At 52.0% G+C, this 21500-nt stretch carries 18 protein-coding genes; 5 read left to right on the top strand and 13 right to left on the bottom strand.

Annotation, left to right across the window (positions count from 1 at the left end):
- Nucleotides 1–2 precede the first annotated feature (2 nt).
- A complete protein-coding gene (apaH, locus tag ACOZIO_RS09395) occupies nt 3–857 on the top strand; it encodes a bis(5'-nucleosyl)-tetraphosphatase (symmetrical) ApaH (RefSeq protein ID WP_129953231.1) in 855 nt (284 codons plus the stop codon).
- Nucleotides 858–929: 72 nt separating this feature from the next.
- Here the strand turns inward: apaH and folA are convergent, their stop codons facing one another.
- From folA to ACOZIO_RS09380, 3 genes are all read right to left on the bottom strand, one after another.
- Nucleotides 930–1415, bottom strand: coding sequence for a type 3 dihydrofolate reductase (gene folA, locus ACOZIO_RS09390; protein WP_129953232.1), 486 nt, complete (start codon nt 1413–1415; stop codon nt 930–932).
- Between the two features lie 268 nt (nt 1416–1683).
- Nucleotides 1684–2148 carry a threonine/serine exporter gene (locus tag ACOZIO_RS09385; protein WP_165383731.1) on the bottom strand — a complete coding sequence of 155 codons (465 nt, stop codon included), beginning with the start codon at nt 2146–2148 and terminating at the stop codon, nt 1684–1686.
- Nucleotides 2145–2954, bottom strand: a complete 810-nt coding sequence (locus ACOZIO_RS09380) for a threonine/serine ThrE exporter family protein (RefSeq protein ID WP_129953234.1) — start codon at nt 2952–2954, stop codon at nt 2145–2147. The genes ACOZIO_RS09385 and ACOZIO_RS09380 overlap by 4 nt, the downstream gene beginning before the upstream one ends.
- Nucleotides 2955–3059: 105 nt before the next feature.
- Between ACOZIO_RS09380 and ACOZIO_RS09375 the strand changes: the two genes are divergently transcribed.
- Nucleotides 3060–3674 carry a LysE family transporter gene (locus tag ACOZIO_RS09375; protein WP_129991302.1) on the top strand — a complete coding sequence of 205 codons (615 nt, stop codon included), beginning with the start codon at nt 3060–3062 and terminating at the stop codon, nt 3672–3674.
- 57 nt (nt 3675–3731) lie between these two features.
- Here ACOZIO_RS09375 and kefC read toward each other — a convergent pair whose 3' ends face one another.
- From kefC to dapB, 5 genes are all read right to left on the bottom strand, one after another.
- Nucleotides 3732–5585, bottom strand: a complete 1854-nt coding sequence (gene kefC, locus ACOZIO_RS09370; RefSeq protein ID WP_217157345.1) for a glutathione-regulated potassium-efflux system protein KefC — start codon at nt 5583–5585, stop codon at nt 3732–3734.
- The gene (kefF, locus tag ACOZIO_RS09365) at nt 5578–6132 is read right to left on the bottom strand and encodes a glutathione-regulated potassium-efflux system oxidoreductase KefF (RefSeq protein WP_129953237.1); all 555 of its coding nucleotides are present in this window, start codon (nt 6130–6132) and stop codon (nt 5578–5580) included. Before kefF ends, kefC begins: the two co-directional genes overlap by 8 nt.
- Nucleotides 6133–6378: 246 nt before the next feature.
- On the bottom strand, nt 6379–9603 hold the full coding sequence (gene carB / locus ACOZIO_RS09360) for a carbamoyl-phosphate synthase large subunit (RefSeq protein ID WP_129953238.1): 3225 nt from the start codon (nt 9601–9603) through the stop codon (nt 6379–6381).
- A 16-nt stretch (nt 9604–9619) separates the two neighbouring features.
- Nucleotides 9620–10771, bottom strand: a complete 1152-nt coding sequence (gene carA / locus ACOZIO_RS09355; RefSeq protein ID WP_129953239.1) for a glutamine-hydrolyzing carbamoyl-phosphate synthase small subunit — start codon at nt 10769–10771, stop codon at nt 9620–9622.
- A gap of 477 nt (nt 10772–11248) precedes the next feature.
- Entirely contained in the window at nt 11249–12070 is an 822-nt protein-coding gene (gene dapB, locus ACOZIO_RS09350) for a 4-hydroxy-tetrahydrodipicolinate reductase (RefSeq protein WP_421595207.1), read from the bottom strand.
- Nucleotides 12071–12756: 686 nt separating this feature from the next.
- Between dapB and ACOZIO_RS09345 the strand changes: the two genes are divergently transcribed.
- Nucleotides 12757–13902 carry a porin gene (locus ACOZIO_RS09345; protein ID WP_129953241.1) on the top strand — a complete coding sequence of 382 codons (1146 nt, stop codon included), beginning with the start codon at nt 12757–12759 and terminating at the stop codon, nt 13900–13902.
- Nucleotides 13903–14063: 161 nt separating this feature from the next.
- Nucleotides 14064–14939 carry an SMP-30/gluconolactonase/LRE family protein gene (locus ACOZIO_RS09340; protein ID WP_129953242.1) on the top strand — a complete coding sequence of 292 codons (876 nt, stop codon included), beginning with the start codon at nt 14064–14066 and terminating at the stop codon, nt 14937–14939.
- Between the two features lie 66 nt (nt 14940–15005).
- On the opposite strand, the gene ispH is transcribed toward ACOZIO_RS09340, so the two are convergent.
- The 5 genes from ispH to ribF form a co-directional block, all read right to left on the bottom strand.
- Nucleotides 15006–15959, bottom strand: coding sequence for a 4-hydroxy-3-methylbut-2-enyl diphosphate reductase (gene ispH, locus ACOZIO_RS09335; protein WP_129953243.1), 954 nt, complete (start codon nt 15957–15959; stop codon nt 15006–15008).
- Nucleotides 15940–16410, bottom strand: a complete 471-nt coding sequence (gene fkpB, locus ACOZIO_RS09330; RefSeq protein ID WP_129953244.1) for an FKBP-type peptidyl-prolyl cis-trans isomerase — start codon at nt 16408–16410, stop codon at nt 15940–15942. Before fkpB ends, ispH begins: the two co-directional genes overlap by 20 nt.
- 5 nt (nt 16411–16415) lie before the next feature.
- Nucleotides 16416–16922: a signal peptidase II gene (lspA, locus tag ACOZIO_RS09325; RefSeq protein ID WP_015698717.1), complete on the bottom strand. Its 507-nt coding sequence runs from the start codon at nt 16920–16922 to the stop codon at nt 16416–16418.
- Complete coding sequence (ileS, locus tag ACOZIO_RS09320; RefSeq protein WP_129953245.1) at nt 16922–19738, bottom strand: isoleucine--tRNA ligase; 2817 nt, start codon at nt 19736–19738, stop codon at nt 16922–16924. The genes lspA and ileS overlap by 1 nt, the downstream gene beginning before the upstream one ends.
- A 61-nt stretch (nt 19739–19799) precedes the next feature.
- Nucleotides 19800–20738 (bottom strand): bifunctional riboflavin kinase/FAD synthetase, encoded by a 939-nt coding sequence (gene ribF, locus ACOZIO_RS09315; protein WP_129953246.1) that lies wholly within the window; start codon nt 20736–20738, stop codon nt 19800–19802.
- Between the two features lie 439 nt (nt 20739–21177).
- On the opposite strand from ribF, the gene rpsT reads away from it, so the two are divergent.
- Entirely contained in the window at nt 21178–21441 is a 264-nt protein-coding gene (gene rpsT / locus ACOZIO_RS09310) for a 30S ribosomal protein S20 (RefSeq protein WP_013577064.1), read from the top strand.
- The last annotated feature ends 59 nt before the right edge of the window (nt 21442–21500 follow it).

Below are 21500 nucleotides of genomic sequence, written 5' to 3'. Positions count from 1 at the left end.
TCATGTCGACATATCTTATTGGTGATGTTCACGGCTGCATCGATGAACTCAAGGCGCTGTTAGCGCAGGTGGATTTTAATCCGCAAAAAGATGTCCTTTGGCTGACGGGTGATTTGGTCGCCCGCGGTCCGTCCTCGCTCGAAGTGCTGCGTTTTGTCAGCGGCCTGGGGGATTGTGTCCGGATGGTGCTCGGTAACCATGATCTGCATCTGCTGGCGGTTTATGCCGGGATCAGTTTCAACAAACCGAAAGACCGCATCACTCCTCTGCTTGAAGCCGAAGACGCTGACGAACTGCTCAACTGGTTACGCCGCCAGCCGGTCATGCAGGTTGATGAAGATCTGAAACTGGTCATGGCCCACGCGGGGATCACGCCGCAATGGGATCTCGACACCGCCAAAATGTGCGCCCGTGAAGTGGAAGCCGTATTGAGCAGCGATACCTATCCGCTGTTTCTTGATGCGATGTATGGTGATATGCCGAACAACTGGCATCCTGACCTGACCGGTCTGGCACGTTTGCGTTTCAGCACCAACGCTTTCACCCGCATGCGTTACTGCTTCCCGAACGGACAGCTGGATATGATCTGCAAAGATACCCCGGAAAACGCGCCGAAGCCGCTGAAACCCTGGTTTGATATTCCGGGTCCTTTACAGGAAGCAGGATACAGTATCGCATTCGGACACTGGGCATCCCTGGAAGGGAAAGGCGCGCCGGAGGGCATTTATGCGCTGGATACCGGTTGCTGCTGGGGTGGTGACCTGACGATGTTGCGCTGGGAAGACAAAACTTATTTCACTCAGCCTTCAAACCGCCAGAGCGAAAAACAGCACTCTGAGATCCCAAAGGCTGTGTAAGCAAACAGCGGGTATACAGACAGCACAAAGGCACCCGAGAAAGGTGCCTTTTTATTTCACGCTGCCGTAGCATCAGGCGCGGCGATCAAGGATTTCGAAACAATAACCGTGAGAATTCTGCTCATCCGCATCGTGGAATTCGCTGAATGTGCTTTCCCAGTCATCCGGCTCATAATCAGGGAAATGCGTATCCCCTTCCACTTCGGCATCAATGTGAGTCAGATATAAACGGTTGGCCTTCGGCAGCAACTGCTCATAGACACGGCCACCGCCCATCACCATCACTTCTTCCACGTCACCGGCAGCAGCCAGTGCAGCCTCAACAGACGTCACCCAGGTCACGCCTTCATGCTCACCCGGTTTAGAGCTGATGACAATATTCAGCCGGCCTGGTAACGGGCGTCCGATTGACTCAAACGTCTTGCGTCCCATGATGACGGGTTTATTGAGCGTATTACGCTTAAACCAGGCCAGATCACCAGGTAAATGCCAAGGCATAGCGTTTTCCATGCCAATAACGCGATCGGTCGCCAGTGCGGCGATCAGGCTAATAATCATTGTGATGCCCTGTGTAGAAAAAGAATTTGTGCGTGACCCCAAAAAAGAGCTGCCACTATACGGAAAGCCCCATCAGCCGTCGATAGGGAGACGGGCGCTTTACAAAGATATAAGAGAGCTCTTACCCTGCCGGGATATTCTCCGACAGAAGTACCAGTTCCGGCGTTAAAGCAGGTTCAAAAACCGGAAAATTTCGCTGTAATCCAGTCGAAAATGCTGAGCCATACGTTGGCTTGTTGTATTGCCTATCCCCGTTGTACAACAGTGCTTACACACCGGGGCGTTTACGGTACAGCCATAATCCCGGTAATGATAATCCGATAGATAATGCCCCCACGATAAAGCTGGCTTTCAGAAAATGGGTAAGTGCCGACGACACTAACGCTTCGCTGTAGCCCAGATGCGAAATTTCCACCACAGAGATCATCGCCGTGTAGGCAGAAATACCGGGGAACATCGGGATAACGGCGGCAACGGTGAAAACTTTAGGATGTGCCAGTAACCAGCGTGACCAGCGAATGCCCAGAATACCAATCAGTATAGCCGCCAGCAGGGAGGCCCACTCGATGTTCATCCCGCCATGAATAAGCATCATCCGCGTACCGTGGCCAAGCGCACCGAGCAGCGCGCAATACCGCAATGCCCGCGGGGGTACATTAAACACCATCGCAAAGCCCAGTGCAGGCACGGCGGCAAAAAGCATATCCTGGATCAGTGCCCATAAAAGACTCATGACCACCCCCGCAGATCCCACAATGCCATTGCCATGACCACGCCGATGCAAGTCGCCAGAGTCAGCAGGCTGGCCATCGCCCAGCGCGCCAGACCGGTATTCACATGGCCTTTGAACATGTCCGCCACGGCATTAATCAATGGAAAACCCGGTACCAGCAGTAACACACTGGCAGCCATGGCGACGTTTGATGACTGATGGAAAACGTCCAGCCGCAACAGCAATCCTGAAACCGAAGTCGCCACAAATGCCGTACAGCAAAAGTTGATCAGCGGATTCATATGCCGCGCAGTGAGGCTCTGGCGTACGGCCATGGCGATGCCACTGGCGAAAAAAGTGACCGTGAACGCATCCCAGCCGCCACCATTAAGTTTGCTGAAGCACCCGCAGGAGAGCGCCACCATCAATACCATCAGCCAGCGCGGATAGCGCAGCGGTTTGATTCTATGCAGACGTTTTGCCACCAGCGTACTGTCGAGCAGCTTATGCTCAGCCAGGATCACCGTATGCTGGACTTCGGTCACAACCTGCATGTTGATCCCGCGGTCGACATTTTTTCGCGTCGAGGTCAGACAGTAACCGCCGCTTAGGGTGCTGAGCACAATCGCATTGGCGGAGATCGAACTTTCCACCCTGTCCATTCCCAGCGCGACGCCAAGCCTCGCCGATAGCTGTTCAACCAGCATACTTTCGGCCCCGTGCTGCAACAGCATCAGGGCACATTCGATGCACAACCGGGTAATTTCACGTTGATGATGCGCTCCGGGGCTTTCGCGCACCGGGTATTCTATGACCGGATCCTGCATACCATTCACCGCCCGCAAAAAAAGCAATAAGAGTGATTTAACTTACTGAGGATTGGCGTATCATGCCGCCTTCTTTTGCTCCGAACATTGACGACGGTTATTTTCATGCTTGAAACCACCCTTTTTGTTGCCAGTATTGCCTTCCTCGGCATGCTTTCTCCCGGTCCTGATTTCTTTCTGGTCATCAAAAATGCGGCCCGCTATCCGCGCATCGCGGCACTCACGACGTCACTGGGCGTAATTTGCGGCGTGATTACACACATGTCTTACTGTGTGGCCGGTCTGGCAGTGGTGATTACCACCACGCCGTGGTTATTCAATTTGCTGAAATACATCGGTGCGGCATATCTGATCTGGGTCGGTATTCAGGCGTTATTCTCACGCAGCAACAGCAAAATGAACCTCGACGGGATTGAGCCACAGCAGGTGAAATTGCGCGTAGCGTTCATGCAGGGTTATCTGTGTAACCTGCTAAATCCTAAGGCAACATTATTCTTCCTGGCGATGTTCACGCAGGTCTTGCAGATCAATTCCACCTTCGGGGAAAAGCTGTGGTACGCCTCGATTATCGTCGGTTTGTCGGCTATCTGGTGGCCGTCGCTGGCTTTGCTTATCCAGAGCCCGCCGGTACGTCGTGGTCTGGCGAAAGCTCAGAAACTTATCGATAAACTGCTGGGCGGTGTGCTGATCGGTTTAGGCATTAAAGTCGCACTGAGCTGAGTCCGGAAAGGAAAAAACCGGTGCGTCAGGCACCGGTTTTGTGTTTTAACAGGCGGCTTAACCTTTCGCTTCAATCACCTCTTTCTCAGGCGCTTTGCCGTCAATACTGCCACGCCAGCCCTGTTGCTGACCGGAGGCCAGGCGAACCTGATCCTGCTCGATGGCGGCTGTCAGCATGTCTTTCGCACGCTGCATACTGGCGATACGGAATTCGGTATCTTCGTAATTTCCGAGGGTAGCTTCCAGCATTTTCAGATTATAACGGCGGAACAGATCGGCTTTTTCACGGGCTTCATACGCATCCAGCCCCAGCACTTCCAGAACATCACGGCCAACGCGCAGGGAGCCTTCAAACAGTTCACGTTCCGGCGCTTCAACACCCAACTGACGTAACTGGTACCAGTGATCGACATCGCGGGCGCGGGCAATCACTTTCAGATTCGGGAAATGCTCTTTCGCCAGCGCCGTCAGCTGAAGATTGGCTTCCACATCATCGATGGCGTTAATAAGCACTTTGGCCTGGGCGGCACCGGCAGATTCGAGCAAATCAACGCGCGTGGCATCGCCGTAAAATACTTTGGTGCCAAATTTACGCAGCGTTTCAATGTGATCCGGATCGTGATCTAATACCACCGTGTGAACGTTATTAGCCAGCAACAAACGACCGGCAATCTGACCAAAACGCCCGAAACCGGCAATAATCACCTGCGCATTTTCGTCATCAATGGTGTCATGAGGGCGATCATCTTTCGGCGCATTACGCTCAAGACGGGCCGACAGCACCAGCAGTAACGGCGTTACCGCCATGGAAAGTGCCACCGCCAGCGTCAGGGATTTCGACCACTCCACCGGTAACACACCGGCCATTTGTGCGGTGCTGAAAATCACGAATGCAAACTCACTGCCTTGCCCGATTAAGATGGCAAACAGCCCACGCTGCTTTTTCGGCACGCCCAACCAGGGCGCGATCAGCCAAAGTAAAGCGGCTTTCAGTGCCATAAAACCCACCAGCAATGTGGCGATCAGCAGCGGCTGATGGACCAGCGTGCCAAAATCGATGGACATGCCGACGCCGATAAAGAACAGCCCGAGGAGCAGGCCCTTGAACGGCTGAATATCGCTTTCCAGTGCGTGGCGGTATTCAGAACTTGCCAGCAATACACCTGCCAGAAATGCGCCCATTGCCATCGACATACCGGCCATTTCCAGCAAAATGCCGAAGCCGAAGACCAAAAACAGCGCAACGGCACTGAACACTTCACGCATGCCTGAGCGTGCGACAAAGTGCAGCAATGGCCGGGTCACGTAGCGTCCGAGCAACACCACAAGTACCAGCGCACCGGCCACTTTGGCCGCCGACAGGCCAAAGCTCATCAGCGTTGTAGCTTCACCGGTACTCGCCAGTAACGGGATCATCGCCACCAGCGGGATCGCGGCGATATCCTGAAACAGCAATACCGCAAAGGCGCTGCGGCCAAGCGGAGAAGGCGTCAGACTGCGTTCACTCATCGCCTGCATGGCAATTGCCGTGGAGGAAAGTGCCAGCGTCAGGCCGATCAGCAGTGCAATTTTCCAGTCCAGCCCGAGGAAATAACAAAATACGCTGAGCACCGCACCGCAACCCACCATCTGAATGCTGCCGCCGCCAAAAACCGAAGCCCGCATCGTCCATAACCGTTTAGGGTCCAGCTCCAGGCCGATGACAAACAGCATCAGCACCACACCAATTTCTGCGAAGGTCAGAATTGACTCCGCATCCGACACCAGTTTCAGCCCCCATGGGCCAATAATACAGCCCGCAATCAGGTAGCCCAGCACCGACCCCAGTCCAAGACGCACTGCGATGGGCACAAACAGCGCCGCCGAGCCCAGATAAATGAGCCCTTCGATCATCAGGTTATGGTTATCCAAGACTCACCTCCGGCGGGCAGCCTTCCTTCAGACTCAGACAGGCGGTTAAACGGCGACGATATTCTTCGCCCGCAGCTTTGAGCGCCACTTCATCGCAAATGAACGTGTTGTGCACGGCAAAATACGGCAGCCAGTGCATGCCGCAATAAATGGCCGTCGCCTGCAACGGCTGCGCCAGCACGTCAAAATCAGGATGATCACCCAGTTCAAAATGATGCTCATTACCGCCCGTTGTCACGGCCCACAGACAATGTTTACCGTTCAGTGCATTGCCTTCATGACCATACGCCCAGCCGTGTTCGAGCACTTTGTCTATCCACAGTTTCATCAATGGCGGCAGGCTGTACCACTGGATCGGATGCTGGAAAACCACCAGATCCGCGCGTTCAACGGCTTTCTGTTCAGCAGTGATATCGATATTGAAATCAGGATAAAGGTCGTAGAGCGAACGCACTTCGACATCAGGTAAATCGCTGACTGCTGAGAGCAGCCCCTGATTGGCCCGGGAATGGCGCGGATAAGGATGGGCGTAAATTATTAAAATCATGCAGGTCTCTTGTCTTATTAGCTTTACTTCAGCATACGCAATTTTGGGCTTTCCGGATAAAACTCCAACCGTTATACCCAAATAATTCGATTCGCAGGAAGGCAGCAAGTGATGGGATCCGATGAGCTTATTCAGATAAGTGATTCGGGGGACCGGATGTAACTAACGCATCTGCGAATTAAAGTATGACGGGTATAAAAGAAAAAGGCGCAGCTTTCGCCACGCCTTTATAAAACAATGATGCCATTAACCTTTGATTTTCGCGTGCATTTCCTGCACTGAAATCACCTGTTCAGTCGGGTCAGAAGACAATGCCATCGCTGTCGCGAAACCGCCGTTCAGCGTCGTGTCATAATGCACTTTGTATTGCAGCGCACTGCGCCGGATAAGCTTGGAGTCTTCAATCGCCTGCCGTCCTGCCGTGGTGTTGACGATATACACATATTCGCCGTTCTTGATACGGTCCTGAATATGCGGACGACCTTCATGCACCTTATTAACCAGACGCGGGTTAATCCCGGCTTCGCCCAATACCACCGCCGTACCGTGTGTTGCATCCAGCTCAAAACCACGTTTCAGCAGTTTAGCGGCCAGATCCACCACGCGGCCTTTGTCGCCTTCACGAACCGACAACAGTGCGCGACCGGCTTTCTTCATACCGGAATTGCTGCCCAGCTGCGCTTTGGCAAAGGCTTCGGCAAAAGTACGGCCAACGCCCATGACTTCACCGGTAGAACGCATTTCCGGCCCCAGAATCGGGTCAACACCTGGGAATTTATTGAACGGCAACACCACTTCTTTGACAGAGTAGTAAGGCGGGATCACTTCTTCAGTAATACCCTGCTCTGCCAGCGTCTGCCCTGCCATTACGCGCGCGGCAACTTTCGCCAGCGCCACACCAGTGGCTTTGGAGACAAACGGAACCGTACGCGCAGCACGCGGGTTCACTTCAATCAGGTAGACTTCGTTATTCTTCACCGCGAACTGGACGTTCATCAGGCCACGTACGCTCAGTTCAAAAGCCAGTTTCTCAACCTGCCGGCGCATCACATCCTGAATTTCCTGGCTCAGTGTGTAGCATGGCAGTGAACACGCAGAGTCACCGGAGTGTACGCCCGCCTGTTCGATATGCTCCATGATGCCACCAATCAGCACGCGCTCTCCGTCGCAGATCGCGTCAACATCAACTTCTACGGCATCGTCGAGGAAGCGGTCCAGCAGCACCGGCGCATCGTTCGACACGCTGACAGCGTTCTGGAAATAACGGCGCAGGTCGATTTCGTCATAGACGATTTCCATTGCACGTCCGCCCAGCACATAGGACGGACGCACCACCAGCGGATAGCCGATACCGGCGGCTTTCTCAACAGCCTGCTCGATAGTCGCCACTGTGGCATTGGCTGGCTGTTTCAGTCCCAGACGGTTAACCGCCTGCTGGAAACGTTCGCGGTCTTCAGCGCGGTCAATCGCATCCGGGCTGGTGCCGATAATTGGCACACCAGCGGCTTCCAGTTCACGCGCCAGTTTCAGCGGGGTCTGACCACCGTACTGCACAATCACGCCTTTCGGCTGTTCGATACGCACGATTTCCAGCACATCTTCAAGGGTCACGGATTCGAAGTACAGACGATCCGAGGTGTCATAATCGGTAGATACCGTTTCCGGGTTACAGTTAACCATAATGGTTTCGTAACCGTCTTCGCGCAGCGCCAGTGAGGCGTGTACGCAGCAATAGTCGAATTCAATCCCCTGCCCAATGCGGTTAGGACCACCGCCCAGTACCATAATTTTCGGTTTGTCATTGGTCGGGTTAGACTCGCACTCTTCTTCATACGTTGAATACATGTACGCGGTATCGGTTGAGAATTCCGCCGCACAGGTATCCACACGTTTGTAAACCGGATGCAGGTTGTATTTGTGACGCAGTTTGCGCACTTCACTTTCTGACACGCCGACCAGCTTCGCCAGACGCAGGTCCGCAAAGCCTTTGCGTTTGAGCATACGCAGATAGTCCTGGGTCAGAATATTGAAGCCACCTTCGGCTACTTCATTTTCCAGTTTCACCAGTTCTTCAATTTGTACCAGGAACCAGCGGTCCACGTTGGTCAGATTGAAGATACCGTCAACGGACATCCCGGCACGGAAGGCATCCGCGATGTACCAGATACGCTCGGCACCGGCTTCTTTCAGTTCGCGACGGATTTTGGTCAGTGCTTCCGGGTCATCCAGGCTGACTTTCGGGTCGAAACCGCTCGCACCCACTTCCAGACCGCGTAACGCTTTTTGCAGAGACTCCTGTTGTGTACGGCCAATTGCCATCACTTCACCAACAGATTTCATCTGTGTGGTCAGACGGTCATTAGCACCGGCGAATTTCTCGAAGTTGAAGCGAGGAATTTTAGTCACAACGTAGTCGATAGAAGGTTCGAACGACGCGGGCGTTTTGCCGCCGGTGATATCGTTCATCAGCTCATCGAGGGTATAACCTACCGCCAGTTTCGCCGCCACTTTGGCAATCGGGAAGCCGGTCGCTTTGGAAGCCAGTGCTGAAGAACGGGATACGCGCGGGTTCATTTCGATAACAATCAGACGGCCATTTTTTGGATTCACCGAGAACTGAACGTTGGAACCGCCGGTTTCGACGCCGATTTCACGCAGCACCGCCATCGAGGCGTTACGCATGATTTGGTATTCTTTGTCGGTCAGGGTCTGCGCCGGCGCTACGGTGATGGAGTCACCGGTGTGGATTCCCATTGCATCGAAGTTTTCAATGGAACAGACGATGATGCAGTTGTCGTTTTTATCACGCACCACTTCCATCTCGTACTCTTTCCAGCCAATCAGCGACTCATCAATCAGCAGCTCTTTGGTCGGGGAGAGATCCAGACCGCGTTCACAAATCTCTTCGAATTCTTCACGGTTGTACGCAATACCGCCACCGGTACCGCCCATGGTAAAGGAAGGACGGATAATGCACGGAAAGCCCACGTCAGCGGCAACCGCCAGCGCTTCTTCCATAGTGTGTGCAATGCCAGAACGTGCGGTATCGAGACCGATTTTTTTCATTGCCACGTCGAAACGGCGACGGTCTTCGGCCTTGTCAATGGCGTCTGCGGTCGCGCCAATCATGGTCACGCCGAATTCTTCCAGCACGCCCTGACGTTCCAGTTCCAGTGCACAGTTCAGTGCGGTCTGACCGCCCATGGTCGGCAGCACGGCATCGGGACGTTCTTTTTCAATAATCTTGCGCACCACTTCCCAGTGAATTGGCTCGATGTAAGTCGCATCGGCCATTTCAGGGTCGGTCATGATGGTCGCAGGGTTGGAGTTCACCAGAATAACGCGGTAACCCTCTTCACGCAGCGCTTTACACGCCTGCGCGCCGGAGTAGTCAAATTCACAAGCCTGGCCGATAACAATCGGACCGGCGCCCAGAATCAGGATGCTTTTTATGTCTGTACGTTTTGGCATTTTTTATTCGCTCCTGTTATCTGGCGTTGTTTGTGCGGAAAGCTTCAATCAGTTCAATAAAGTGGTCAAACAGCGGTGCCGCATCGTGCGGGCCCGGGCTCGCTTCCGGATGCCCCTGGAAGCTGAAAGCCGCTTTATCGGTACGGTGTATACCCTGCACCGTATGGTCAAACAATGATTTGTGCGTCACGCGCAGATTGGCTGGCAGGTCAGATTCATCAACTGCAAAGCCGTGGTTCTGTGCGGTAATCATCACGATATCTTTATCGAGATCTTTTACCGGGTGGTTACCGCCGTGGTGACCGAGTTTCATTTTCACGGTCTTCGCACCGCTGGCGAGAGCCAGTAACTGATGGCCGAGGCAGATACCGAAGACAGGAATGTCGGTTTCCAGGAAGGTTTTGATGGCCGCGATAGCGTAGTCGCAAGGCTCCGGATCGCCCGGACCATTGGACAGGAAGATACCGTCCGGATTCAGCTTCAGCACGTCAGCCGCCGGAGTCTGCGCCGGAACCACGGTCAGGCGGCAACCGCGATCGACCAGCATGCGCAGGATATTGCGTTTCGCACCGTAATCGTAAGCCACCACGTGGAATGGCAGATCTTCGGCTTCCTTTGCTGCAGGCAGTTCGTCTTCCAGCGTCCAGCTGCCTTGTTGCCAGCTGTATGATTCGCTGGTCGTCACTTCTTTCGCCAGATCCATGCCTTTCAGGCCGGGGAAGGCTTTAGCTTTTTGCAGCGCCAGTTCTGCATCCGGTGAATCGCCCGCGATAATACAGCCGTTCTGTGCGCCTTTTTCACGCAACAGACGGGTAAGCTTGCGGGTATCAATATCGGCGATGGCAACGATGTTGTTGCGCTTGAGGTAATCAGAAAGATTTTCTTCACTGCGGTAGTTGCTGGCAATCAGGGGTAAATCGCGAATGACCAGACCTTGAGCGTGTACTGCGGAGGATTCTTCATCAGCGGCATTGGTGCCGACATTACCGATATGGGGATAAGTGAGAGTGACAATCTGGCGGGAATAGGAAGGATCAGTGAGGATTTCTTGATAACCGGTCATCGACGTATTGAAGACCACTTCCCCCACTGCCGACCCTTCTGCCCCGATGGCCCGACCGTGGAATTGGGTTCCGTCTTCCAGAACCAATAGCGCTGACTTTATCAAAGCATCCTCCAAGAATAATAAATCACAATATCTGCATATTAATTCAGATAACCCGATCTAAATCAATGCAAAAATCGCTCCCGAAGCCAATTTTTGGCAAATTGCGCGCATTCTAATGATGGCAGCCGGGTTTGTCTACCAAAAGCGCCAACATTTCTCTGTTTTTCGCACAACTCAATGAAAACAGGCTTTCACTGCCATAAAAATACAGTCTAAGTAACTATAGTAACCGTTTGCGGAGGAGGATGTCTGAAAAATGACGAGGAACAAGGAAGTGTTACAGGCAGGAATCACGGGCATGTACAAAAAACAAACAATAGCCCTTCTGAAAACAGAGGAAAAGATATAAAAAGAAGGTTAATTAAAGAAAATAAACTCAAACCACTATTTTCATATAAAAAGAGAAGGGCAATCAAGGAACTGCCCTTTTATCAAAAGATTATGACCAAAACAACCACATCACATCTAAACCATTTACTACAAATCATCTAAACCCAGGACATCCCGCATGTCATAAAGACCACTTTTATGCGAGGAAAGCCATTTTCCTGCACGAACTGCACCTTTTGCGAAAGTCATGCGGCTGGAAGCCTTGTGGGTAATCTCCACACGCTCACCGATATCGGCAAACATGGCAGTATGTTCACCCACGATATCGCCGGCGCGGAGGGTGGCAAAACCAATACTTTTGGGATCACGCTCTCCGGTATGGCCTTCACGGGCATACACCGCACAATCCTTGAGGTCACGCCCTAACGCATCAGCAATCACTTCACCCATTGCCAGCGCCGTACCCGATGGTGCATCAACTTTATGACGGTGGTGCGCTTCGACAATTTCAATATCGGTATAGTCGCCCATAACTTTGGCCGCTTTTTCCAGCAGCTTGAGGACAACGTTTACACCCACGCTGAAGTTGGCCGCAAAAACCACCGGAATAACCTCAGAGGCTTGTTTAATTGCAGCCTTACCGGCGTCATCAAAGCCTGTAGTGCCGATAATCATACCTTTATGGTGTTTCTGGCAGAATTCAAGGTGCGCCAGCGTGCCTTCCGGACGGGTGAAGTCGATCAGAATATCGAAGTCATTGACTACGGAATCCAGATTATCATGCACTTTGATGCCCGCCGTCCCTACGCCAGCCAGTTCGCCCGCATCGGCTCCGACTAAGGAAGAACCCGAACGTTCAAGCGCTGCGCCCAACACCACACCACCGGCATCGGATACGGCCTGAATCAGCTGGCGGCCCATACGACCCCCTGCGCCAACAATGGCCATGCGAATATCAGCGTTACTCATAATTACTCTCTTCTTATTGTGGTTCTGTCTTGAAACAGAATCAGGTTATCGACCCCGCGATCAGGGAGCCAGCAAAATTGCTTCATAATTAGAAAATTATGATACAGGCCCGTTAATATCAGTAAAAGCCATCTGGTTTCAGGTTACGCATTTTGTGATTTTGTGTTAAACGACGGGCAGAACCGGAACTCACGGGCAAAAAAAGCCAAAACATCCACTTTAAGGCGGCTCGCATAACCATGCAATGTAGTGCATAAGTTTCAGCGTCCCCTTCCTTATTTCCGCCTCTCTCACTACTTTGATTTTATCACTTCCGCGCAGGGCACCGTCTGACAATATGTAATAAAGAAGAAAGACCAATATGATGATGGTTACTGAAAAAGCTTATTTACCCTCTTGGTGCTAACAGATAAGCAGCTAACAAAACATTTCCTAGATCTAAAACATTAAATTTTTATTATATATGATGAAATAATATTGATAAAATCAATGATTGTGATAATAAATAGCCACCTAATTTTAACTGCCGAAATTTGATTTAACGGGCAGTCAAAATGAGTAGCCAGGTTGCATATGGCGCGTCTTCACCCTTACCAGACAGTCATCAGTAAGGGAAAAATAAAAACTACACATTGCCAATTTGGTTGCTGATTTTTCAGAACCGTATATTGGCACAGGGATTTAACATGAAATTCAAACTGAACAAAGTCACACAAGTGGCGACCGCAGGTCTTTTATTTGGCTTAGCTTCCTTTGCTGCACACGCAGAAATTACCCTGCTTAAACAAGATCCACAGCCAAACGATCCGCTGAGCCGTCTTAACTTCCAGGTCGGGGGCAGTATTCGCCCGCAGTTCCAGTTCCAAAACGGTGTGAAAAACTACAAAACCAATGGTTTTGATGGCGGTACGCGTTTCCGTTTCTCTGCTGATTATTATCTGTTTGATGACATCAGCTGGATTAACTACTACGAATTGGGTGTAAATATTCCAGCCCTGACTGGCTGGGATAATCACTATGCGAAGGGTGCGCATAACACCAGCCGTCGTATGCTCTACACCGGTCTGAAAAGCAAAACCTACGGCCAGCTGACCTTTGGTCAGCAAAACAGCGTTTATTACGATGTGGTGGGTGCGAAAACCGATATCTGGGATTATGACATGCTCGCCCAGGCACCAGGCAATGGGGTGAACGGTGACTACGATGGTTCTTACCGTTCCCGTAAGATGTTGAAATATAAAAACACCTTCGGCGACGCAGATGTTTACGCATCGTACTTGTTCGAAGACAGCGAACTGCTGACCGGTAAAAATGGCCTGCGTTACAAACGTAACGGCGGCGGTTCTGTCGGTGTCGATTACCACATCACCAAAGACCTGACCTGGGGTACTGCGTACAACTACACCGATGCAGAAATGAGAAATCCAGGTGATAACACGTCTAAAGATTACAACCAGAGCATTGTCGGTACTGCACTAAGCTGGAAGCCAGGCAACTGGACAGCGTCCTTCGGTGGCGGTTACTACCATGACTTCCTGACAACAGGCGTGAAAACTGAAGATCACTTCTTCGCCGGTGACGCTTACGGCCTGGAATACTTCCTGGGTTATGCTTTCCCAATCAATCAGCTGGCCGTTAAAACCATTCAGCCATACTTCATGGGTGACCGTCTGACCTATGTGACTGGCCGTAATTACCAGCGTATTGATAACGGTCTGGGTGTGTCCTTCCAGCTCGACTACGGCTTCCGTGTAGATTACGAACATGTGTTCACTTCTTCTACCGATAACCTCGGTGATATGAACCTGATCCGTCTGCGTTACGACTTCTAAGCCTTAACGACTGAACTTCCGGGGCCGGCTTTACGTCTTATTGACGGGCTGGCCCTTTCTTTTTACAGCATTTCATCTATCCCCCACGGCCAAAGCCAGACTAGACTGAATACAGACAGTCACCCGCTCTATTCATTTGTAACCTGCAGGAGATCTTTGCGATGTCAGCATTTTTCCGGTCCGACATTACTGCCATTGGCGACTATCGAGCCGAATTGGGTGAAACCCCCGTCTGGTGCCAGCGTACACAATCTTTGCTTTGGGTCGATATTCTGGCTCAGCGTGTTCTGCGTTACTGGCCCGATAACGGGCAAACCGAAATTCATCAACTCCCCGCACTGACCAGCGCCGTGTTGCTGACCGAAAAAAGAAATCAGTTTTTGCTGGTTTCCGTCGACGGGATACATCTCTACGATTACGAACAGAAAAGCCGCCAGAAGCTTTGTGATTATCCCGGCGCAGAAGGCACGCGTCCGAATGAAGCGGCCATTGCGCCTGATGGCTCACTGTGGTTTGGCACACTGGATATAAAGGAAGAAAAGGACAACGGCGAATGGTTCCGCTATGAGGCAGGTACAGAAAGACCGGAAATGATGCTTGATAATGTCGGGTGTACCAATACTCTGGTCTGGTATGAAGGCAAGGTATGGTTTGCAGACAGCAAAAAGAAACGTTTCTTCTCCGCCAATGCCCGCCGCATCAATCCGCTGAAAATATCCTGTTTTTCTTCGGGTGATAAGATCCCTGATGGCTCTGCGCTGGCACTGAATGGCTGGCTGATCACCGCCTGCTGGGGCTCAAAATGCCTGCTTCGCCAGCAAATCAATCAGGGTGAACTGCTCACGCTGGATACGCAACCGGTGCCGGTGACACAACCCAGTTGTTGCACCTTTGGCGGTCCGGATATGACAGAACTGTTTATCACCTCGGCACGCAAAAATCTCGATGCACCGCATGCACTGGAAGGCGCGTTACTGCATGTGGAAACTACCACGGTCGGCTCGCCGCAAAATTTATTCAAACTCCTGCCTCATTGATGCCATAAAAGTGCAGACATAAAAAAACCGGCCACATTGAGCCGGTTTTTCATTCAGATTCTGCGCTCAGTCGATCTGACGCACATCGACACGCAGTTCTTTTGGCACTTCAAATACAATATTTTCTTCGCGCCCTTCGATGTTGATGACATCAAGTCCACCAAAAGTTTTCAGCTTGCTGATCACATCCTGCACCAGAATATCCGGTGCCGATGCGCCTGCGGTCACGCCGATGCTTTTCGCATCTTTCAGCCAGCTTTCCTGAATATCAGCCGCCGAATCAATCAGATAAGAAGGTACGCCGACGCGCTGCGCCAGTTCGGCAAGACGGTTGGAGTTCGAGGAATTCTTCGACCCCACCACCAGCACAACATCTGCCCCGTCAGCCAGCGTACGCACGGCCTCCTGACGGTTAGTCGTGGCATAACAAATATCATCTTTACGCGGCCCGATGATTTTCGGGAAACGTTCGCGAAGCGCATCAATCACGGCAGACGTATCATCGACCGACAGCGTGGTTTGGGTCATAAAGCACAGATTATTCTCGTCTTTCACCTGCAATTTATAAACATCTTCAGGTGCTTCGACCAGATACATTCCCCCTTTCGGGTTGCTGTACTGCCCCATAGTGCCTTCCACTTCAGGATGCCCGGCATGGCCAATCAAAATCGCTTCAGTACCTTTACGGCTGGCGCGCGCCACTTCCATATGAACTTTCGTCACCAGCGGACAGGTGGCATCAAAGAGCATGGTCAGGGCACGTGCTTTCGCTTCTGCGCGTACTGCCTGAGAAACGCCGTGAGCGGAGAAGATTAGAATAGATCCATCAGGTACTTCACTGATTTGCTCAATGAAAACAGCACCGCGCTGACGCAGGCTGTCGACCACGTAACGGTTATGCACCACTTCATGGCGGACATAGATAGGTGCGCCGTAAATTTCCAGCGCACGTTCCACAATACTGATTGCGCGGTCAACACCCGCACAAAATCCTCGCGGATTAGCCAGCAATATCTGCATGTTTCCCCTCAAGCTCCGGGTCAATTTCCAGCACTTCAATATCGAAATCGATATGTTGCCCTGCCAGCGGATGGTTGAAATCTACAGTGATTGAATCTTCTGTCACTTCACGGACAACGCCCGGCATTTCATTGCCATCACGACCACTGAACAACATGATGGTGCCCACGTCCGGCACCCCGGTTTCCTGAAAATCACGGCGGGAGAAGAACTGAACCAAATCCGGGCTCTTGCTGCCGAATGCAGATTCAGGGGCTAACGTAAACGCCCGCTTATCCCCGACGTTCAGCCCTAACAGCTGATTTTCCAGCGCATCAGACAAACTGCTGTCGCCAAGGCGAAACAGTGCAGGTTTGCCATTGGCGCGGGTTGACTCCGCCGTTGAGCCATCTTCCAGCTTCAACGTAAAGTGCACCAGTACAGCGCTGTCGTGTTTCACCTGCTGAGACATAGAACTTATCCTTTACTCTTTGTGGCTTCAGAGGGTTTTGCCAGAAAACCCTCCAACACCACCATGGCTGCGCCGACACAGATAAAGCTGTCGGCCAGATTGAACGTAGCGAAATGCCAGTTACCGACATAAAAATCGATAAAATCGACCACAAAACCGTGATACAAACGATCAAATAAGTTGCCCAGCGCCCCGCCGATGATCATCGCAAAAGCGATGTTATTCAGCTTTTGCTTCGCGCTGCCGCGATACATCAGCACCACCAGCGCCACGACAATCACCAGCGCAATTAACGCAAAGAACCAGCGCTGCCAGCCGCCTTTATCAGCCAGGAAACTAAACGCAGCGCCATGATTCTGGGCGTAGAACAGGTTTAAATACGGGATCAAAGGCATGGATTCACCGAGCTGGAAGTTCCCCATAATGAGAAACTTACTGCCCAGATCCACGATGATGACCACGACCGCCAGCCAGAGCCAGCGGAGTCCGGTGGAACAAATCGATTTACTCATTATGCAAACTTACGCTCTTCACCGTCACCGGCGATGTTAGTGACACAGCGACCGCAGATGTCGCTGTGTTCCGCGTTCTGGCCAACGTCAGTCGTGTAATGCCAGCAGCGCGGGCATTTATCGCCTTCCGCTTTCGCCAGACCAATTTTCAGGCCCTTAAGCAATTCACTTGGCTGAGCAGCATCGTCAGCTTCTGACAGCGCCGCGACTTTCGCGCCTGATGTCAGCAGCACGAAGCGCAGTTCATTGCCCAGAGAACGCAGGTCAGTTGCCAGCGCGTCATCAGCAAACAGGGTGACAGCAGCTTCCAGTGAACCGCCAAGACGTTTATCAGCACGCGCCTGCTCGATCACTTTGTTCACTTCACCACGCACTTTGAGCAGCTCATCCCAGAACGCATCGTTCATGGATTCATTTCCTGCCAGACCGAACAAACCGTCATACCATTCTTCGGTAAAGACGAATTTCTCACGGCTTCCCGGCAATTCAGCCCAGATTTCATCGGCAGTGAACGACATGATCGGTGCCATCCAGCGGACCAGTGCTTCGCTGATGTGATACAGCGCGGTCTGGCAACTGCGACGTGCAATGCTGTCACTTTTTGCGGTGTACTGACGATCTTTGATGATGTCCAGGTAGAAGGAACCCATTTCGATCGAGCAGAACTGCATCAGACGCTGAACGACGCCGTGGAAATCATAAGCTTCATACGCGGCAATGATTTCTTCCTGTGCAGCTTTAGCGCGCCCTACAGCCCAGCGATCCAACACCACCATATCTTCCGGCGCCACGCTGTGCAGCGCAGGATCGAAACCGTTAAGGTTCGCCAGCAGGAAGCGCGCAGTGTTACGGATACGGCGGTAAGAATCGGCAGCACGTTTCAGGATCTCGTCGGACACGGCAATTTCGCCCGTGTAATCCGTAGACGCCACCCACAGACGCAGAATATCGCCGCCCAGCTTGTTCATCACATCCTGTGGAGCGATGGTATTGCCGATGGATTTAGACATTTTGCGGCCCTGACCATCCACGGTGAAACCGTGCGTCAGCACTTGCTTGTAAGGCGCTTTGCCTTTCATTGCCGTCGCAATCATCAGGGAAGACATGAACCAGCCGCGATGCTGGTCAGACCCTTCCAGATACAAATCAGGAGAATGCCCGTTGAACTCAGGACGCACATCCACGACGGAAGAATGCGTTGAACCGGAGTCAAACCAGACGTCCAGCGTATCCGGCACTTTGACGTATTCAGCCGCGTCAGCCCCCAGAATATCTTCCGGATTCAGATCCCACCACGCCTGAATGCCATCCACTTCAACACGTTTTGCCACTTCTTCCATCAGCTCAAGACTGCGCGGATGCAGTTGCTCGGTGTCTTTATGGACGAACAGAGACATCGGCACGCCCCAGGTACGCTGACGGGAGATACACCAGTCAGGACGGTTAGCGACCATGTTTTCAATACGTGCCTGGCCCCAGTCCGGGATCCACTGTACGCCCTTGATCTCTTCCAGAGATTGCTGACGCAGGCCCTTCTGATCCATGCTGATGAACCATTGTGGCGTGGCGCGGAAGATGATTGGCGTTTTGTGACGCCAGCAGCACGGATAGCTGTGCGTGATTTTCTCAACGTGCAGCAATGCGCCTTTTTCACGCAGCAACTCAACGATCAGGTCATTGGCTTTAAAGACGAATTTACCGTCCAGCGTCGGGTAAGTACCCGGCAGATAGCAACCGTTCGGCCCTACCGGATTGGCGACTTCCAGACCGTATTTCTGGCCGATGACAAAGTCATCCGGGCCGTGACCCGGTGCGGTATGCACGGCACCGGTACCGGCATCGAGCGTCACGTGATCGCCAAGGATCGCCGGCACATCGAAGTCGAGGAACGGGTGTTTGAAACGCAACAGCTCAAGATCTGCGCCTTTACATTCGCCCAGCACGGTCCATTCTGCGATACCGGCGCGTTTCATGACGCTTTCAACCAGATCGGTCGCCAGGATCAGACACTGACCTTCCACCTGAACCAGCTGATAAGCAAACTCCGGATTCAGTGAAATAGCCCGGTTAGCAGGCATGGTCCACGGTGTAGTGGTCCAGATTACCAGTGAAATCGGGCCATTAAACGCTGATACACCAAATTTCGCGGCAACAGCGGCGGCGTCAGTTGCGTTGAACGCAACATCTATAGAAGGAGAGGTTTTGTCGTAATACTCGACCTCTGCTTCTGCCAGTGATGAACCGCAATCTGTACACCAGTGAACCGGCTTAGCCCCTTTGTGCAGGTGGCCGTTACCGATGATTTTACCCAGTGCACGAATGATGTTGGCTTCAGTTTTGAAATCCATCGTCAGGTACGGATGATCCCAGTCACCTAATACGCCCAGACGGATGAAGTCTTTCTTCTGACCTTCAACCTGTTCTGCTGCATATTTACGGCAGGCTTCGCGAAATTCCGCTGCCGTGACTTTCTCACCCGGCTTACCGATCAGTTGTTCGACTTTCAGCTCGATCGGCAGACCATGACAATCCCAGCCTGGCACATACGGGGCATCAAAGCCCGCCAGCCCTTTGGACTTAACGATCATGTCTTTAAGAATTTTATTGACTGAGTGACCAATATGAATGCTGCCGTTCGCATACGGAGGGCCGTCATGCAAAATAAAGGTTTTCTTGCCTTTCTTGGCAGCACGAATAATCCCGTACAGATCCTGGTCATACCAATTCTTCAGCATGTCAGGTTCACGCTTGGCCAGATCGCCACGCATCGGGAACCCTGTTTCCGGCAAATTCAGGGTGTTCTTGTAGTCACTCATAGATTCTCGGTTCCGTTTTCGGCTGGATTCCAGGCTTTGTTACAGGCCTGTCAGTACATGTTTAGCGCAGTGTCTTTAACCCAAAGAATTCACGGGCCGTCACTTCATCGTTCGCAATTTGTTGCTTTAAAGCATCAAGCGAGGAGAAACGCTGTTCGTTGCGCAATTTCGCGCGGAGCACCACATCAATGTGGCGCCCGTATAAATCTAATGTGGTGTCGAGCAGGTGCACTTCCAACTGCTTGCGCACACCACCGACTGTCGGGCGTATTCCAATGTTCGCCACGCCCGGCAACGGTTCAGGCCCGAGGCCTAAGACTTCAACTGCATACACACCGCGCACCGGAGAGACGACCCGCTTCAACGGCACGTTCGCCGTCGGGAAGCCGATAGTACGCCCGAGTTTATCACCGTGTACGACACGGCCAGAGATGCTGAACGGGTGACCCAGTAAATTCTCGGCCAGCGCCAGATCATCGTCACGCAACGCATTACGGATCGCCGTGCTGCTGATGCGGTTCCCACCTTCACGGAAAGTTTGCGTGCTGATCACTTCAAAACCGTATTCTTCACCGGCCTTCTGTAATAGCTCAAAATCCCCGAGACGGCTGGCTCCAAAGCGGAAATCATCCCCGACAGTCAGGAATCTGACGCCCAGCTTTTCAACCAGCAGCTGCGAGATAAATGCCTGTGCCATGTGTGCTGCGAACCGTGGCTCGAAGCGGACACATAAAAGGTAATCTACGCCGCACTCTGCCAGATACTTGGCCTTATCGCGCAAACTGGTCAGGCGTGCAGGTGCTTTATCACCGGCAAACAGTTCCAGAGGCTGGGGCTCAAAAATCATTACCATCACCGGCAGTCCCAGACGTTGACCTTCCAGCTTAAGCTGTTCAATCAGGGCCTGGTGGCCACGGTGTACACCATCAAAATTGCCAATAGTCAGCACACACCCATGATGACGTGCCCGAATATTGTGTATTCCGCGAATTAGCTCCATAGCTGGCTCAAATCCAATGCTGACTCATAACGATGGAAATCGGCGGATTATACCTTGTACAGCCTCCAAGGTTAACCAGCGATTAGCAGGATCACACCATTCTCTCTTGCATACGGCAGATATTGCGGTTCAAATGGCGGCGTGGCGATGAAAATCTTTCGTTGCATACAGGGAATGCGTGACTTTTCGCATAAACAAAGCGTTAATGGCCGTAGTGGGCAGTTTGTACACTCTCCTGTCGATTTTTCTCGCGAAAGACTGTATTCCGATGCCGGAAGCTGTTAAAATCCTGCGCCATCACAACGTAACAAGCGACGAGTAAAGTTCACTCTTTAAAACGCCGCTTATTTGCACAAATCCGTTGACAAAAGAAGACCGAAAAGGCATATTCCTCGGCCTTTGAATTGTTCATCAATAGAAAAATATTTGGGAGTTGGCCTTGGCTAATATCAAATCAGCTAAGAAACGCGCCGTACAGTCAGAAAAACGCCGTAAGCACAACGCGAGCCGTCGTTCTATGATGCGTACCTTTATCAAGAAGGTATACGCGGCTATTGCAGCAGGCGACAAAGCTGCTGCACAAAACGCATTTAACGAAATGCAACCAATCGTGGACCGTCAGTCTTGCAAAGGCCTGATCCACAAAAACAAAGCAGCGCGTCATAAGTCAAACCTGACTGCGCAAATCAACGCAATGCAATAATCGCATTACGCTGAAATGCTTGATAAAAAAGCCGGCTCACGCCGGTTTTTTTATATCTG

Origin of the sequence: Rahnella sp. PD4 (assembly GCF_049199325.1) — a bacterium.
GTDB classification, from domain to species: Bacteria; Pseudomonadota; Gammaproteobacteria; order Enterobacterales; family Enterobacteriaceae; genus Rahnella; species Rahnella perminowiae.
The sequence above is the reverse complement of the archived record's forward strand: the minus strand, read 5'-3'. Positions and strand labels throughout refer to the sequence as shown.

What these genes read in the sequence shown, in the direction of transcription:
- apaH (WP_129953231.1), top strand. Translation starts at nt 3, where the DNA reads ATGTCGACATATCTTATTGGTGATGTTCACGGCTGCATCGATGAACTC.
- folA (WP_129953232.1), bottom strand. Translation starts at nt 1,415, where the DNA reads ATGATTATTAGCCTGATCGCCGCACTGGCGACCGATCGCGTTATTGGC.
- ACOZIO_RS09385 (WP_165383731.1), bottom strand. Translation starts at nt 2,148, where the DNA reads ATGAGTCTTTTATGGGCACTGATCCAGGATATGCTTTTTGCCGCCGTG.
- ACOZIO_RS09380 (WP_129953234.1), bottom strand. Translation starts at nt 2,954, where the DNA reads ATGCAGGATCCGGTCATAGAATACCCGGTGCGCGAAAGCCCCGGAGCG.
- ACOZIO_RS09375 (WP_129991302.1), top strand. Translation starts at nt 3,060, where the DNA reads ATGCTTGAAACCACCCTTTTTGTTGCCAGTATTGCCTTCCTCGGCATG.
- kefF (WP_129953237.1), bottom strand. Translation starts at nt 6,132, where the DNA reads ATGATTTTAATAATTTACGCCCATCCTTATCCGCGCCATTCCCGGGCC.
- carB (WP_129953238.1), bottom strand. Translation starts at nt 9,603, where the DNA reads ATGCCAAAACGTACAGACATAAAAAGCATCCTGATTCTGGGCGCCGGT.
- dapB (WP_421595207.1), bottom strand. Translation starts at nt 12,070, where the DNA reads ATGAGTAACGCTGATATTCGCATGGCCATTGTTGGCGCAGGGGGTCGT.
- ACOZIO_RS09345 (WP_129953241.1), top strand. Translation starts at nt 12,757, where the DNA reads ATGAAATTCAAACTGAACAAAGTCACACAAGTGGCGACCGCAGGTCTT.
- ACOZIO_RS09340 (WP_129953242.1), top strand. Translation starts at nt 14,064, where the DNA reads ATGTCAGCATTTTTCCGGTCCGACATTACTGCCATTGGCGACTATCGA.
- ispH (WP_129953243.1), bottom strand. Translation starts at nt 15,959, where the DNA reads ATGCAGATATTGCTGGCTAATCCGCGAGGATTTTGTGCGGGTGTTGAC.
- fkpB (WP_129953244.1), bottom strand. Translation starts at nt 16,410, where the DNA reads ATGTCTCAGCAGGTGAAACACGACAGCGCTGTACTGGTGCACTTTACG.
- lspA (WP_015698717.1), bottom strand. Translation starts at nt 16,922, where the DNA reads ATGAGTAAATCGATTTGTTCCACCGGACTCCGCTGGCTCTGGCTGGCG.
- ileS (WP_129953245.1), bottom strand. Translation starts at nt 19,738, where the DNA reads ATGAGTGACTACAAGAACACCCTGAATTTGCCGGAAACAGGGTTCCCG.
- ribF (WP_129953246.1), bottom strand. Translation starts at nt 20,738, where the DNA reads ATGGAGCTAATTCGCGGAATACACAATATTCGGGCACGTCATCATGGG.